This is a genomic window from Methanobrevibacter sp. (assembly GCF_017427765.1).
Lineage (GTDB): Archaea > Methanobacteriota > Methanobacteria > Methanobacteriales > Methanobacteriaceae > Methanocatella.
Window position 1 is genome coordinate 87,605 of record NZ_JAFRSC010000032.1, and the last position, 15,419, is coordinate 103,023.

Genomic DNA, 15,419 nt, shown 5'->3' on the forward strand with positions numbered 1-15,419 from the left:
GGAGTTAATCTAATGAAGCTTGTAGTTCAAAGAGTTACAAATGCCAGTGTGGAAGTGGAAGGTGAAATCACAGGCAAAATTGATGACGGGTTAATGGTTTTGGTTGGCTTTGGTGAAAATGATACAACACAAGAAGCTGATTATTTGGCTCGTAAAGTAGCTAAACTTAGAGTTTTTCCGGATGAAAATGGAAAAATGAACAAATCCGTTATTGACATTGGAGGTAAACTGTTATTGGTTCCCCAGTTTACATTATATGGCAAGGTTAAAAAGTACAGACCATCATTTCACAGAGCCCTTAAACCCGATAAGGCTACAGAACTCTTTGATTATTTCACTGAAAAATGCGGGGAATATATAGATGTCGAAACTGGTGTATTTGGAGCATTTATGAAAGTTGACCTTCTGAATAATGGGCCTGTTACAATTTTACTTGAAAAAGAATATGAAGAATAGAAAGTCTTTTATAATAATTTAATAAAGTACTTAATATAGATATATTAATAATATACACACATGGGAGATATAAAAAATGCCTAACGGAACTTTGAAAAATAAGGAAATAAAAAGGTTAACAACACCATTAACCTTTAAAAATTCAAAGGCTTATGACTGTGAAGGTAATCTTATAAGCTGTGTTGAAACATTATCTGATGTTAGATTCATTATTGAGCCGAAGGAAGGTATTTTAACTGAAGATGAGATAATGCAATATGCTCCAGATTCAAAAGCAGCTTCAAAAATTAGATTAAACAGAGGTTTGGGCAATATGGAAGATGTCCTTTTGGTTCACGAATCCGTTCCATGGATTTTTGGCCTGTACTATATCCTTTTAGTAAGCGTTGCATTACCTATTATCCATGCAAAAAATACTTTATTAATGATAATTCTCTTAATTTTATTTATACTTCCATTAGTCTATTCATATTACATATTCAATATTAAAAATTACGAATACAAACCTAAAAAACTTCATCCGTTGCCAAAACCGGATATTCCAAAGGCCACTAAAGAGCCGGAGGTTTCAGATGATGAAGTTGAAGTAAAACAAATTGAATCCCTTAAGGGATATGAAAGAGAAGTCAATAATCTAAAAGTATTGTTTGATGTTAAAGAGGGTGTGGTTCGTGATTTAATCAAAAAACGATTTGAGCCTCCTCAAATCACATATGATAAGTTTATTGCAATGGTTGACAGTTGCCATAACTTATTTTACACTCAAGTTGATTCAGCAACCAATATAGTAAACCTGGCTGTAGAGGATTCTCCAAGAATCAGAAAAGAACTTGACAATAAAATAACCAACATGAAAACAATCATTGATCAAATTGAAGAGCTGACAAATGAATTGGTAATCAACATCAGTTCCGAAAATGAATCTGAAGATGACGTTAATAATTTATTGAATGATATGGAAAATTTAATTGACTCTGTTAAAGAATATTAGGTGGTTAAAATGACAAAAGTGTGTCCTAACTGTGGAAAGGAAGTACCGGATGATGCTCATTTCTGTGTTGACTGCGGACATGATTTTATCAAAAAAGATTCTTCCAAAACATTTTCAAAAAATAACTCAAATAATATTTTCACCAATGGAAAAATATTTCTGGTGCTCATAGCTGTTGTTGTTATAGTTGGTGCTGCAATAATACTCAGTTTCGGGTCCGGAGGACATGGCAGTGAACCGGTTGATGAAATCAAACATGAAGTAGATTTGACAATCACAGAAGTTGACGGATGGGACGGTGACAGTTCAAGTAAAAAATCATACACGTTATATACTGAAGCAATATTTAACAAGGTTCCTTCAGATTTAAAAGGATATAATGTCAAAACGACCTATGTAGATGCAAATGGCAGTGATATCGGTTATGAAATCGAAACTTTAGATAACGTTTACTATGACAGTAACTATGCACTTAGTTTTGGACATTATACTACATATAAAAAACCAAATCCTGATCATGTTAATGTTGAAATTATTAAAGATGGTAAGACCATAGACAATTTTACTTCGAAAATTGATAAAAGCAAAATAGATTATTTAAATTAAGGTGATAAAATGGCAGAATTCTCATTAGACATTGATGAAATTAAAAATGATGTAGAAACAAGTTTAAAAGAGGAAGAAAAAAAGTTGGAAAACACTAATATTAAATCCAGAGCAGATGAAAATGCCACTGCAATTTTTGAAGCCGATTTAAAAAATCCTCAAGAAAGGGAAAGTATCTTAAAACCATTGGATAACTTCGGTATGACAGACATGTCCCGTTCAGCTTCCAGAAATGAAATGTTGGCTACAAAAGTTGTGGACTTGTCAAAAGGAGGTAAGGAATCCGAAAATATTGGTGAAAAGTTATCCGAGCTTGAAAGACAAATGAAGGATTTGGATCCAAGCAAAGTCGATTTTGCTAAAAAAGGTGTTTTAGGAAACTTGCTTAATCCTGTAAGAAAATACTTTGATAAATATGAAAAAGCTGAAGTGGCCATTTCAAACATTATCAAATCACTTGATAACAGTGCCAAAGTCCTTCAAAACGACAATACTACTCTTTTAAATGAGGAAACATATTTAAGAGAAATCACAAATAAGTTAATTGCAGACATTGAACTTGGAAAAGAAATGGATGCATCAATTGAAGCACAAATACAGGAGGCAGAAATCAACGGTGTTGAAGATGATAAAATAGCTTTCGTAAAAGAAGAAATATTATTCCCATTAAGGCAAAGAATCATGGATATGCAACAGATGATAGTTGTAAACCAGCAAGGTATCATATCATTGAATGTTATTAGAAGAAACAACAAAGAGCTTATCCGTGGTGTAAACAGGGCTAAAAATGTTACTGTTTCAGCCTTAAGAACTGGAGTAATGGTTGCAAGTGCACTATATGATCAAAAACTTGTCATGGATAAAATCAATATACTTAATGAAACTACAGAAAACATCATTGAAACAACTTCCCATATGCTTAAAGAGCAAGGAAGTGAAATACAAAAACACAGTGCAGAGGCAATGATATCACCTGATGTATTAAGAGCATCATTTGCAGAAGCCATTCAAGCTATCGAAGATGTAAGCACATATAAACAGCAAGCTCTTCCTAAGATGAAAGAGACAATTAATATGTTCTCCGATATGGCTCAAGATGGCCAAAAAGTTGTTGAAAAAATAGAAACAAGCAATAACAGTTTACTTGAGTAATATGAATACATTAGAAAAAATTAAAAATTCCTGGTGGGTAATCCTTTCATTTATAATGTTTTTAAATGGATTTGGATTCATTTACATAGGAACCAAGCATTATAACAAAAATTGGATTCTGGAAGGTATTATATACGAACTTCCATGGTTTATATATTTTGTAATTTATGCAAACTATGGGGCTCCAATAGGATTTAATATAACAGCTACATTAGTGTTTATTGCATTGATTCTCCTGTTTATAAGTATTATCCGATCCATTTGGGTTGCAGTTAAACTTGCAGATGTATATGACAACAATGAAAAATATACTATCTCATCAACTGTTTTAAAAAATCACAACGCTCCAAAAGAAAATACGGACTCTAAAAGTAAATTCGGTTGTTGTATCTGTTTAGTAATCATATTTATAATATTTATGATAATAGCACTATAGGTAATACAATGAGAAAAGCATTCAAAATTGGTATAATCGCATTTATAATAATATTTGTTGGAGGATTTTTCGTATATGCAGGCATATATTATCATGCAGATGAAACTGCAACAGATTTAATGAACGGAACAGAAAATGTAAGTGTTGTTAAAGTTTCAAACGGACTGCTTTTAGACGGTTATGGAAATGACACTGCCATAATATTTTATCCTGGCGCCAAAGTGGAATATACTTCCTATCTTCCGCTGTTTATGGATGTGGCAAGTAAAGGTTATGACTGCTATCTAGTTGAGATGCCTTTTAATCTGGCGTTTTTTAATAAGAATAGTGCAGATGAGATTTTGAAAAATTCAAGTTACAACCATTATTTCATTGCAGGCCATTCACTTGGAGGAGCCATGGCCAGTATATATGTAAACAGTACAGACAGAATGGAAGGAATAATATATCTTGCGTCACATTCACCTAATGAAATTCAGATTCCTGCTTTATCCATTTACGGTTCAAATGATGGTGTCATGAATATGGAACACTATCAGGAAGCAAAACCATTAATGAAGAATAATTACACTGAATTGATAATAAATGGTGGAAACCATGCACAGTTCGGCAATTACGGAAACCAATCCGGTGATGGCGCAGCCAATATCACTGCTGAAAGCCAGCAGGACCAAAGTGTAGATGCTATTATTAAATTCCTTGAAAATTATACTTAACTTTTTTTTATTTTTAAAATGCATTACTATGGGATTATGTGATAAATTATGAAAAATGAAGAAAAAAAATCAACACGTGAGGTCGGATCTAATTTTGATAAGTCAGATGCTGAAAAGATTTTTGATGCATTGGACAGAGTTGAAGCAAAAGAAAAAAGAGAAGTATCCGATAACATGAAAAAAGGATTGAATCAGACAAAAGAAGTTTCAGATTTAATTCAGGATGCGCAATCTTTGATGTTATCAGACAAATATGGCGAAGCTATTTCAATATTGAAAAATGCTATAGCTATCAATCCCGACAACGGAGAAGCATATATTCTTCTTGCAGATGCATATCAAATGCAGGACGACAGTGAAAATGAGATTAAAATTCTAAAAACTGCCATTTCCAATGTTAAAAGTGACACAAAGGCTAAAAATGAGCTTATGAAAAGATTAAAAGAAATGAATTAAGCTTTTCCAGAAATCCTGTTAATGTATGGAATCCTATTTAAAACCCATAAAATGGCAACTGTTATTGCTAGTGTCACCAATACATATGCTGGAATAGCTATTATTGAATTCATATAATTTGAGCCTATATTGAAATAAACAAATCTTTTAAGTTCGAATAAAACCACATAATGCGCCAAATAGATGCCATAACTGTATTTGCTCAGTTCAATGACCATATCACCATATTTGCTGTTTTCCAATTTTTTGAAAAACTGAGTTTCTGATGAATATTTAAACATTAAAAAGAAACAGATTGAAATGAACAATATTGAAATATTAAAATAGCTCAGATACATGAAATGATTATAGATAAGTGATTTTGCAACAACAAAATTGATGATATAATAGATATATGAAAATGCAAATAAAATCAATGTTATTAAAGCCAGTTTTGTTGAATCGATTCTTTTTTGGATAAAATCATTATTGGCAATAAAGTATCCTATTATTGCATAGCTAATAAATGAAATATAATATCCTAAAATCTGTTTGTAGATGGCATCAGGCAAAAAGTTAAACTGATACAGTATAATATAAACTAAAGATAAAACAGTGAGTATTTTTAAGAATTTATCTTTAAAACCTTCTGTTTTTCTATCGCCAAATTCGATTATCTTATTTATTGCAAATATTGCCAGATAAACGATGATTATCATCCATATAAACCAGAATGCAACTCCTAATGTTCCGCTTTTTCCTAAAAATATATTCAAGGCATTGTTTAAATCAATATTATGCTTGATTTTGAAGAATGAATATATTACATATATTACATACCAGAAAAGAAATGGGATAAATATTCTTGACAATCTCTTTTTAAAAAATGATATTAAAGAATCCTTTTTTCCTATAAGCAGTGCACCGCTCAGCATGACAAAAGCTGGTACGCAAAAATCTCTAAAGCAGTCAAAAAATGCTGAAAAATAAAAATTTACACTTCCAATATCCAATACGACAAATTGTGTTGATGCATGGCAAAATATTATGCCTATTATTGCAAGTGCCCTTAGAAAGTCAAAATAGAAAATTCTTTTCATTAATATTACTATGTCTTTTAACCTAAAAAATAATATCTATAAAAAATATAATTATTCATATGATTGGAAATGATTGGGATTCAGTTTTAAATGAGGAATTTGAAAAGGATTATTTTTTAAAAATTAAGGAATTTGTGGATAGGGAATATGAAACCAAAACAATTTATCCTCCTTATGAAGATATATTTAACGCTTTTAAGTTAACTCCATTAGAAAACGTTAAAGCGGTTATTTTAGGACAGGACCCTTATCATGAACCAGGTCAGGCCCACGGCCTTGCATTTTCAACACCTGACGGCAGGCCAATACCAAGATCACTTAAAAATATATTCAAAGAAATCAATGAGGAATACTCATATCCCATTCCTGAATCAGGTTGTCTTGAATCATGGGCTCGTGAGGGTGTATTTTTACTAAATACAGTTTTAACCGTTGAGAGGGGCAATGCCAATTCACACAGCAAATGCGGATGGCAGACATTCACAGACAATGTAATCAGAATACTTAATGGGCAAACAAAACCAATTGTATTTCTGCTTTGGGGAAAGCAGGCGGAAAAGAAAAAGGAACTGATTACAAATCCTAACCATCTGGTATTGGTTACATCACATCCGTCTCCATTTTCAGCAAGACGTGGATTTTTAGGCTGCAATCACTTTAAGCTTGCCAATGAATTTCTTAAGGATAATAATTTGAAAGAAATTGATTGGAAATTATAGGCTAATCTATATATTCCTGTATAAAATATTAAATTTATTTTTATGAATTCATTATTTTAATATTTACATTAATTAAATAGTGCCTTATTGTTAAAAGATATATTTTAATAAATCAATATTTTTATTATATCATAGGTTTGAATCTGACAAAAAATGCTGTAATTTGTATTATGTAATTACGCCAAAATTAATTCCATTACTTCCAAATGATACAAATGAACTGTGACCTTTATTATTTGAAGGATAATCATATCTTTGAGATTCTATCGCATCTACAATTTTATAGTTCTGGAATTCATCATTTAAAACTTTGTAAAACTCATCATGAGTGTAGTTTGATTTTGAAGCGGATTTTACAATTTCTTCAATCTCCGGAGTGATATTATTGCCTCTCCATGTAATGTAGTAAAACTCTTCACCCGCTGAAAACCATAATTTGGAATTGTTGGTTTCATCATGCCTGTCATATGTCATGAAATGAATGGCGTCATGGCCTGAAACTTCAACCTTTTTGATGTAACTGTTGTGCTCCAAAAAATACCCGTATAATTCCATTATATTAGGATTAACATATCTAATTGTAAATTCATCGATGTCCTCGCCAAACTGATACATGTGAAAGTCGCTTTTGTAGGGATTTTCATATTGGGGAGGGATTTTGAACTCTTCATATCCCACACTGGCTTTTGTCCAGTTTGAAGAATCTATACTGCTGACTGCATTCATCAATAGGAATAAAGCAAAAATAAGAATTATGAGTTTTTTAAGCATGTTGATACTATGTGCACAAAATATTAAAAATGTATCCATTTCAGATTACAATTTCAAAATCAACTTTTCTGTTTTCTCTTTTTCTTGAATCATAATCAACAAAATCATAAACCAGAGGATTTTGGATTAATATCTTCCACACGTTATAAGTTTCAATTAAAAAATCATCTCTAAATGGTATATTGTCTTCAATTATAGGACATTTATATGGAAATTCTGTATCGTCCAATACCAGATGAAACTTTCCTTTTTTGGTAATGTGGGGAACCAACGGAAATGTTCGACATTGAATCGGTCTGATTGATCTGTCACATCTTGGAGGATTTCTGCATTTTACAAGACACACATCACCTTTCCATGAGTGTGGAAATTCCAGTTCTCTTGCATCCATGTAATATAGGTCAAATTCATCTGAATCCTCATACATCAGCTCTTCGCCGGGAAGCAAAAACAGGGCAAGCTCATCATTCGGATATTCTTCACTGTCAAATACGCAGCAGACTTCACCGCATAGTTTTCCACAGTCAAAATCAACTGGAGTTACCTTGTCAAGTCTTTCATAAATCATTTGTATTGTTTCTTTCATTTCCAATTCCGTCATTTCCATATTATCTAAATAACATTATATTTTCTGAAATATATAATAATTTGTTAGTTAACTAACAGCCGTTAGTTTTATAATTACAAATATCCTAATATTAACTAACAATTGTTAGTTGATATCATGAACAACAAAGAAAAAATTTTTGAAAAATCAATTGAACTCTTCTCACAATACGGATATGATGGTGTTTCCATAAGGCAAATCGCAGGAGAAGTAGGAATCAAAGAAAGTTCAATATACAATCATTACAGCAGCAAGGAATCAATATTGGATGAAATTCTTGATTACTATATTCATGAGATGACTAAAGAGGAAATTCCACTTGCAGAAGCCGGACACAATTTGGATGTAGGTTTTGATTACTTTTATAATGCAGGATTGGACCTGTATATTACTAAATTAAGCGAACCGAAAATGATGAAAATAACCAGGATTTTTTTAATAGAGTCATATCACAATGAGAAAATCAAGAATTTTGTTAAAAAGTCAATCATTGAATATGCTTTAAAAGGATGGATTGATCTGTTTGAACTGATGAAACAAAAAAAGCTAATCAGAAGTGATTGCGATTCAAGACAGCTCGCCGAGTCATTTTATTTTTATGGGTTGTTTTTAATGATTGAACATTTTATTATAAATTATCCTGAAGATGATGAGAAGCTATTGACAGATTTAGAAATCAAATCAAAAAATCACATGAAATTAATATACGATTCAGTTAAAATAGAGTGAAAATCATGATTATACGATTAGAAAGGAAAGAAGATTATCTGGAAGTTGAAAAACTGGTTCGAGATTCCTTCTGGAATATATATCGACCTGGTGCTTTTGAACATTATATTGTCCACAATCTAAGAAATGATGGAAGTTTCATTAAAAAATTGGCGTTTGTCATTGAAAAGGACAACAAAATAATAGCACACATTAACTATTCTAAAGGAAAACTTGAATACAAAAATGGAAAAATAAGTGAAGCAATTATATTAGGTCCGATATCTGTTGATAAGATTTTTCAAAATCAGGGTTACGGCAGCAAATTAATTGAACATACCTTAGAATTAATTAAAAAGGAAGATATTCCTTACGTATTTGTTGTAGGTGACGAAAATTATTATCATAGATTCGGATTTGAAAGTGCATCGAAATACAATATCTATCTTAATGGAACAGATACCGATGAAGAATGTGAATTTTTCATGATTCTGCCATTGGATAAGCAAATACTGGGACAGGAATTGGCAATATTCCACAATCCGGATGTATTTGATGTGGATGAAAATGACGTTGATGAATTTGATAAGAGATTTGAATATAAAGAAAAAAGGATTCAGGAAGGACAGTTAAGTTAAGGTGTTAAAATGAAATATGTTATAATAAATGGTTCACCCAGAAAAAAGAACACATGGATGATGGTAAAACAGGCTCAAAAAAATATTGATGGGGAATTTGAAGAGATACATTTGTTTGAAGAGGATATACCTTTTTGTAAAGGATGTTATAACTGTATTATGCATGGTGAACAATATTGTCCTCACAAAAATCAGATCCAACCTATTGTGGATAAGTTGAAAGACTGTGACGGAATAATAATAGCATGCCCTGTTTATGCCCTAAACGTTACAGCACTGCTGAAAAATTTTTTAGACCATACTGCATATATTTATCACAGACCTGAATTTTTCACCAAAAAAGCTTTAATCATGGTTTCAACTGCAGGGGCAGGCGATAAAAAGGTTGCAAAATATCTGGATGAAACATTAAGACACTGGGGAGTAAATAAAGTATATAAAGTGAATATGGCCTGCGGCGGAAAGGACGAACTTGAAACCGAAGATATAGACAAAACATCCAGAAAGTTCAATGATGATGTAAAATCCAAAAAATTACATTCTCCAAAATTCAATGATGTGATATTCTATAACGTATGGAGGGCAATGGCAAAAAGGGAAGATGGCATTCCTGCTGATATTGAATTTTGGCATGAAACTGGTTTGGTTGAGTATGATTTTTCACCGGATATCAAACTGGGAATTATAAAAAAGATATTTGCAAAAATAATGTTTAAATTTTTTAAGAAAGTGATTTAATAAGAGATTATTTTCTCTTATTAATTTTCAGCCAATTTTATTAGTTCTTCACCAGTTAAGTGAAATACGTTCCAGTCCTTTTGTTTTGCGCCCAGTGATAAATAAAAGTCAATACTTGGCTTGTTCCAGGAAAGACATGTCCATTCAAATCTTCCATAACCTCTATCAACAACAATTTTGGCCAGTTTTTTAAGAAGTGCCTTGCCGTAGCCTTTTCCTCTATATTCAGGGTCTATGAAAAGATCTTCAAGGTGCAGATTAACATTACTTATATAAGTTGAAAAGCTTAGGAAAAATAGTGCAAATCCTATTTCCTTACCGTCTTCCAGGGCAAAAATAACTTCAGCCTGTTTTTTGTCAAAAATCCATTTTTTCAACGCTTCTTCAGTAGCTATAACTTCATCCAATCTTTTTTCATAATCTGCCAGTTTACGGATAAATTCCAAGACTAAACCAACATCTTCTTCTGTTGCATTTCTAAAAGTTAATTCGGACATAAGTTTATTTTTAGTAGTTTTAATAAATATACTACTATGTTTAGAAAAATGAGACGGCGCAAACAGGAGCTTTCAAAAGAGGAATGTATTGACATATTAACTGATGAACCCCGTGGAGTTCTGGCACTTCTCGGAGACAATGATTATCCGTATGCCCTACCGATGAGTCATGTTTATGTGGATGGAAAAATCTATTTCCATGGAGCTAAAAAGGGACATAAGGTTGATGCTGTTAAAAACCACTCCAAGGTATCCTACTGTGTTATGGATAAAGGAGTTAAAAAAGATGATGAATGGTGGTATACATTCAAAAGCGTCATCGTATTTGGAACAATCAAAACATTAACAGATAGAAATGAAAAAATTGATAAATTAACCCATTTGGGAGATAAGTTCTTTCCGAGCCATCAGGATACAATTGATGAGATTGACCGTCTTTTGGATAAAACTGAAGTCTTTGAGATTACTGTCGAACACATGAGCGGAAAGATTGTCACTGAAAAATAACCTTATCAATTCTTATTTTTTTAAAATGTCTACATTGATTAAAACTAAAAAATAAGTATTTGGTATCAAACAGATTTTTATTAAACTAATTTTCAAAAAATAGATTAAAAGACTAACTTTTGAATTTTAGAAAGTTAGTCTTATTTAAAATTATTCAGGCTTTTCTGTATTAAACTTATCACTTGATCTGATACCTACAAGTGATGCAAATACTGCCAGCATGCATGCTACAGTACATATTGCGCATATTATCTGTGATGCATTAACAATCATGGATGCATATTGGGGTGCTAATTTTAAATTGCCCATTACCCAAGCAAATATCAATGTCAAAAGTCCTAAACTCATGGTTTGACCTATTGTTCTCATTGTTGCTTGTGATGCAGATGCTGTCGGCGCATCTTTTGGAGGTACAGAACTCATGATTGCATTCATGTTCGGACTTGAGAAAAGACCCATACCGAAACCCTGCAAAATCATGGCAGCTACAACAAGATACAATGGTGTATCTTTTGTTAGAAATGTCAATATTAAAAGTGCAACTGTAGCTATTGCCATTCCTGTTGCCGCCAGCTTTTGAGGATGTATCTTATCTGAAAGTTTACCGGCATTAGGAGCCATTATTGCCATAATTATTGGTGTAATAATTAATATTAAACCGGACATCTGGGCATCCCATCCCCTAACATACTGGAAATGATAATTTAGGATTGTTGTAACAACCATTACCGCAATATAGCTGCATAATGCCGCAATATTTGATGATGTGAACTTCCTGTTTTTAAAGAGATTCATATTGAAAACAGGAGATTTCTGTCTTAGCTCATATGCTCCAAATATCACAAGTATTATCAATCCCAAAACGGTTAAAATCAGTCCGTTTGAATTAGTCAATGTTGTAAATCCGTAGATAAATGCTAAAATTCCAATTCCATATAATATTGAACCTAATTTATCAATTTTATCTTTTTCATAGGTTTTCCATTCGCCAGGGATTTTGAATATCATCAATAGAATACACAATACAAGGAACGGAATTACAAAGTAGAACATGGATCTCCATCCTAGATTATGCACTAAAAATCCGCAAAGTACAGGTGATAGGGAAGTTGCAAGATATACGCCTGTCACTGTAAAGCCCAATGCTTTTCCTCTGTTTTGCGGTTTTACTGCATGAACTACCATGGCCATGGCAGATACATTTAAAAATGCTACACCTGCACCCTGAAGAATTCTAAAGATTAAAAATGACTCTGTTGAAAATGAAAGGCAAGCACCGATTGATGCTATCAGATATACACATACTCCCATTAACAATGATTTTTTAACACCGAATTTTCCTGAAATCTGTCCTGCCGGGACTGTAAAAACAGCCACTACTAAAAAGAATATTGTAGGAACCCAATTTTGAATAACGTTATTCATTGCAAACTCCTGTGCAATAGCTGGAACCCCTATAATTATTCCATTTGATAAAAATACTGCAAAAAATGATGTAATAAATGATACAAATATTACAACAGTTTCCAAATCGAATTTCATTGTTTCACTCTCTTTTAAATTATTCTATAAGTTTCATTCCATTAATGGCAATTTCCATAATTCTTTTTTTAAGCTCATAATCATCTTCGCTAAGGCCTACCTTTTCATCCCATTCTTTAGAGATTTGTCTTATTTTGGGAACTATTTCATTGCCCTTATCGGTTGTATTCAACATATATTTGCGTCTGTTTTGAGGATTGATTTTTCTTTGGATATATCCGTCATCCTCAAATTTTTTCAATATTTTAGCAATATTGCCTTTGCTTTGGCCGAACATGTTTACCAGATCCTCCTGTGAACAGTTGGGATTATCATAGATAAACATGATATATCTGACGTTATGGTCAAAGTCAAGCTCTTCTATTCTGGATTTCATATATTTTTGCTGATTTAGAGAAATATTGTGAATCCACGCTATAAATGGTGAGTTTTCCATCAAATGCTGAGAATTTTCTCCATCCATTAAATCACCTAATCTATTATATATAAAAATAAGAATATAAATGTTTCTAATGAAACAGTTGTAAATGAAACAATGAAAAATCTAAAAAAATAAAAGAAAGATATTATTTATCTGCAAGAGTCCAATAACATCTTTTTGGAGAAACGATAGTTTCATCTTTTTTAAGTTCTTTCATGATTTTATCCACTTCTTTTTTCTCGATACCTGAAATTTCGCTGACTTTAGTAGCGTTCAGAGGGTCTTCGGAGTTTTTAAATGCTTCAATAACTTTTTCTTTGTTATCCATAATTTCACCTTGTTCAAATATATTTATGATTTAATTAATATTTTTAGTGTTTTAGAAAATTATAGATACTTCACAAACCAATATCAATAATATTGGTGGTTTTATGGGTGAAAATTTAGAAAAGTTGGCTAACCTGGAACATGAACAGTGGTGTGACTGGTCCAAATCCGTTTCACAGGATATGGAAAAACTGATAAACTTAATAGATTTAGAAAAATTAAATAATGAAGATAAGGAATTTGTTGAAAGCCAGATTAAACGCCTTGCTAGATGGCGCAGCTACTGGATAGCTTATGATGATTTGGACGATAATGTAAAAGAACAGGACAGAATCTATGCAAGAAAGGTAATTGAAGAAATCAATTCCAGATAATTATACTGTTCGTGTTTTTTTAACTTCAACGCCAACCCAGTAAATCACAAAGCAAACCAATGCTGTTAAAACAAATACAATAATCGGTGTAAAATATCCAACTTTCATGTATTCTTTGATTATCCTGAATATCAAATAGTGCAGAATATACATGGAAGTATATAGATGCCAACCGATAAAACCTATTAACTTAAAATTCAATTTTTCAGGATTTTTGATGCAAAATGCAAACATACTTACTGATAAAATTATTGTACCGGCATACAGATCTATTCTTCCAATTGCAAACATTTCGACAACAGTTAGAAAAGCGCCAAAAATCATTGCCAGTACTAATATTCTATTTGAAATATCAGTCAAAATAAATTCTTTTTCATGGAAATAATAGCCTAAAATGAAAAAAGGCAAGCCGGTGAATAAAAAGTTTCTGTAATAACATATGGCCAGATTAATGTTGTAAAAATGACTGAATTCAGCAATTATCAAAGAAAAAATGAATAATATTGGGACAAACTTATACAATTTTCTATAATCAAAATTAAGTTTTCCCATAACGTAAAAAATGATGTAGCAATATATTAAAGCTGAAATAAACCATAAATGTATTTCGGTAAATGATACATTGAAAACAATGCATTCAAACAGTTTTTTTAAAGTCATTGTATGAATATAATGTTTGCCTCCTGCAGCTAAAATATCATAAATCAGGTAAATTATATTTGATATTATAAATAGCTTAATCAGTTTGATGATTCTTGTTTTGTATTTGAAAACTGCTTTGTCATTGTCTGAAAAAAAGCTGAAATATCCTGATATCATGAAAAATACAGGTACAGCAAATCTTGAAAGGCAAGTGATAATCTCTCCTTTAGTGCCGAGATTGAAAAGTCTGCAGTGAATACAGATTACAGCAAATATACCTAAACACTTCAATACATTTAAGGAATAATTTATTTCCTTTTTAAGTTTATTTTCTGTAACTGATTGCATTAATTAACACCAATTTAAGTTATACTATGCAATATTTTATATACATTTCTAAATTATGATGTTTTTTTTTAAATACAAAACTATATTTTTAATATTATCAATAGTATATTTTAGGTGATAAAATGAATCTATTGATTATCGTATTAATAATAGTCGTTATAATCATTATAATAGCACTAATTCATATGTATAATAATCTTGTTGGACTTAGAAACCGTGTTAAAAACAGTTTAGCACAAATTGATGTCCAGCTTAAAAGAAGAAACGATTTAATTCCTAATTTAGTTGAGACAGTTAAAGGATATGCATCACATGAAAAAGAGGTTCTTGAGGAAGTTACAAAAGCAAGATCCAATGTGATGAATGCAAGTTCAATTGAAGAAACGAGTGCTGCCGATAATCAGTTGACCGGTGCTTTAAAATCTTTATTTGCTGTTGCTGAAAACTATCCTGATTTAAAGGCAAACAGTAATTTTCAACAGCTGCAATCCGAATTAAGTGAAACAGAAGATAAGATTGCCTATTCAAGACAGTTCTATAATGATGTTGTTTTAAAATATAATAATGCCTGTCAGCAATTTCCAAGCAACATTATTGCAAACATTTTCGGATTCAGTGAAGAAACATTCTTTGAAGCTCCAGAAGCTGAAAGGTCAGTTCCTAAAGTTGAATTTTAATGGTGATAACT

General features: G+C 31.6%; 22 protein-coding genes. 14 read left to right on the plus strand and 8 right to left on the minus strand.

The features are described from left to right. Positions 1-12 precede the first annotated feature (12 nt). The 7 genes from dtd to IJL02_RS10030 all read left to right on the plus strand — a co-directional run bounded on the left by dtd (position 13) and on the right by IJL02_RS10030 (position 4,813). The gene (gene dtd / locus IJL02_RS10000) at positions 13-456 is read left to right on the plus strand and encodes a D-aminoacyl-tRNA deacylase (RefSeq protein WP_292815948.1); all 444 of its coding nucleotides are present in this window, start codon (positions 13-15) and stop codon (positions 454-456) included. A 76-nt stretch (positions 457-532) separates the two neighbouring features. Next, positions 533-1,447 carry a hypothetical protein gene (locus tag IJL02_RS10005; protein WP_292815950.1) on the plus strand — a complete coding sequence of 305 codons (915 nt, stop codon included), beginning with the start codon at positions 533-535 and terminating at the stop codon, positions 1,445-1,447. 9 nt (positions 1,448-1,456) lie between these two features. Next, positions 1,457-2,053, plus strand: coding sequence for a zinc ribbon domain-containing protein (locus IJL02_RS10010; RefSeq protein WP_292815952.1), 597 nt, complete (start codon positions 1,457-1,459; stop codon positions 2,051-2,053). A gap of 9 nt (positions 2,054-2,062) precedes the next feature. Next, positions 2,063-3,205: a toxic anion resistance protein gene (locus IJL02_RS10015; RefSeq protein ID WP_292815954.1), complete on the plus strand. Its 1,143-nt coding sequence runs from the start codon at positions 2,063-2,065 to the stop codon at positions 3,203-3,205. Between the two features lies 1 nt (position 3,206). Further along, a complete protein-coding gene (locus IJL02_RS10020) occupies positions 3,207-3,641 on the plus strand; it encodes a hypothetical protein (protein WP_292815956.1) in 435 nt (144 codons plus the stop codon). A gap of 8 nt (positions 3,642-3,649) precedes the next feature. Further along, complete coding sequence (locus IJL02_RS10025) at positions 3,650-4,357, plus strand: alpha/beta hydrolase (RefSeq protein ID WP_292815958.1); 708 nt, start codon at positions 3,650-3,652, stop codon at positions 4,355-4,357. Between the two features lie 48 nt (positions 4,358-4,405). Next, positions 4,406-4,813 carry a tetratricopeptide repeat protein gene (locus IJL02_RS10030; RefSeq protein ID WP_292815960.1) on the plus strand — a complete coding sequence of 136 codons (408 nt, stop codon included), beginning with the start codon at positions 4,406-4,408 and terminating at the stop codon, positions 4,811-4,813. Here the strand turns inward: IJL02_RS10030 and IJL02_RS10035 are convergent. Continuing rightward, the gene (locus IJL02_RS10035; protein WP_292815962.1) at positions 4,810-5,892 is read right to left on the minus strand and encodes an acyltransferase; all 1,083 of its coding nucleotides are present in this window, start codon (positions 5,890-5,892) and stop codon (positions 4,810-4,812) included. The genes IJL02_RS10030 and IJL02_RS10035 overlap by 4 nt on opposite strands. A 59-nt stretch (positions 5,893-5,951) precedes the next feature. Here IJL02_RS10035 and ung point away from each other — a divergent pair, with 59 nt between their 5' ends. Then, entirely contained in the window at positions 5,952-6,611 is a 660-nt protein-coding gene (gene ung, locus IJL02_RS10040) for a uracil-DNA glycosylase (RefSeq protein WP_292815964.1), read from the plus strand. Between the two features lie 168 nt (positions 6,612-6,779). On the opposite strand, the gene IJL02_RS10045 is transcribed toward ung, so the two are convergent. Then, entirely contained in the window at positions 6,780-7,382 is a 603-nt protein-coding gene (locus IJL02_RS10045) for a hypothetical protein (protein ID WP_292815966.1), read from the minus strand. 40 nt (positions 7,383-7,422) lie between these two features. Further along, the gene (locus IJL02_RS10050; protein WP_292815968.1) at positions 7,423-7,989 is read right to left on the minus strand and encodes a hypothetical protein; all 567 of its coding nucleotides are present in this window, start codon (positions 7,987-7,989) and stop codon (positions 7,423-7,425) included. Positions 7,990-8,106: 117 nt separating this feature from the next. On the opposite strand from IJL02_RS10050, the gene IJL02_RS10055 reads away from it, so the two are divergent. The 3 genes from IJL02_RS10055 to IJL02_RS10065 are packed head-to-tail and all read left to right on the plus strand — an operon-like array spanning position 8,107 to position 10,073. Further along, positions 8,107-8,718, plus strand: coding sequence for a TetR/AcrR family transcriptional regulator (locus IJL02_RS10055; RefSeq protein WP_292815971.1), 612 nt, complete (start codon positions 8,107-8,109; stop codon positions 8,716-8,718). A 5-nt stretch (positions 8,719-8,723) separates the two neighbouring features. Next, the gene (locus tag IJL02_RS10060; RefSeq protein ID WP_292815974.1) at positions 8,724-9,335 is read left to right on the plus strand and encodes a GNAT family N-acetyltransferase; all 612 of its coding nucleotides are present in this window, start codon (positions 8,724-8,726) and stop codon (positions 9,333-9,335) included. A 9-nt stretch (positions 9,336-9,344) separates the two neighbouring features. Beyond that, a complete protein-coding gene (locus IJL02_RS10065) occupies positions 9,345-10,073 on the plus strand; it encodes a flavodoxin family protein (protein WP_292815976.1) in 729 nt (242 codons plus the stop codon). Between the two features lie 20 nt (positions 10,074-10,093). Here IJL02_RS10065 and IJL02_RS10070 read toward each other — a convergent pair whose 3' ends face one another. Then, positions 10,094-10,570: a GNAT family N-acetyltransferase gene (locus IJL02_RS10070; protein ID WP_292815978.1), complete on the minus strand. Its 477-nt coding sequence runs from the start codon at positions 10,568-10,570 to the stop codon at positions 10,094-10,096. Positions 10,571-10,606: 36 nt separating this feature from the next. On the opposite strand from IJL02_RS10070, the gene IJL02_RS10075 reads away from it, so the two are divergent. Continuing rightward, positions 10,607-11,077, plus strand: coding sequence for a pyridoxamine 5'-phosphate oxidase family protein (locus IJL02_RS10075; protein WP_292815981.1), 471 nt, complete (start codon positions 10,607-10,609; stop codon positions 11,075-11,077). Between the two features lie 150 nt (positions 11,078-11,227). Here the strand turns inward: IJL02_RS10075 and IJL02_RS10080 are convergent, their stop codons facing one another. From IJL02_RS10080 to IJL02_RS10090, 3 genes are all read right to left on the minus strand, one after another. Continuing rightward, complete coding sequence (locus IJL02_RS10080) at positions 11,228-12,619, minus strand: MFS transporter (RefSeq protein WP_292815983.1); 1,392 nt, start codon at positions 12,617-12,619, stop codon at positions 11,228-11,230. A 19-nt stretch (positions 12,620-12,638) separates the two neighbouring features. Beyond that, the gene (locus IJL02_RS10085) at positions 12,639-13,082 is read right to left on the minus strand and encodes a MarR family winged helix-turn-helix transcriptional regulator (RefSeq protein ID WP_292815985.1); all 444 of its coding nucleotides are present in this window, start codon (positions 13,080-13,082) and stop codon (positions 12,639-12,641) included. Positions 13,083-13,185: 103 nt separating this feature from the next. Then, positions 13,186-13,368 (minus strand): MarR family transcriptional regulator, encoded by a 183-nt coding sequence (locus IJL02_RS10090; RefSeq protein WP_292815987.1) that lies wholly within the window; start codon positions 13,366-13,368, stop codon positions 13,186-13,188. A 103-nt stretch (positions 13,369-13,471) separates the two neighbouring features. On the opposite strand from IJL02_RS10090, the gene IJL02_RS10095 reads away from it, so the two are divergent. Beyond that, positions 13,472-13,741: a hypothetical protein gene (locus IJL02_RS10095; protein WP_292815989.1), complete on the plus strand. Its 270-nt coding sequence runs from the start codon at positions 13,472-13,474 to the stop codon at positions 13,739-13,741. Here IJL02_RS10095 and IJL02_RS10100 read toward each other — a convergent pair whose 3' ends face one another. Further along, on the minus strand, positions 13,742-14,731 hold the full coding sequence (locus tag IJL02_RS10100; RefSeq protein ID WP_292815991.1) for an acyltransferase: 990 nt from the start codon (positions 14,729-14,731) through the stop codon (positions 13,742-13,744). Between the two features lie 122 nt (positions 14,732-14,853). Between IJL02_RS10100 and IJL02_RS10105 the strand changes: the two genes are divergently transcribed. Beyond that, positions 14,854-15,408 (plus strand): LemA family protein, encoded by a 555-nt coding sequence (locus IJL02_RS10105; RefSeq protein ID WP_292815993.1) that lies wholly within the window; start codon positions 14,854-14,856, stop codon positions 15,406-15,408. Positions 15,409-15,419: the final 11 nt, after the last annotated feature.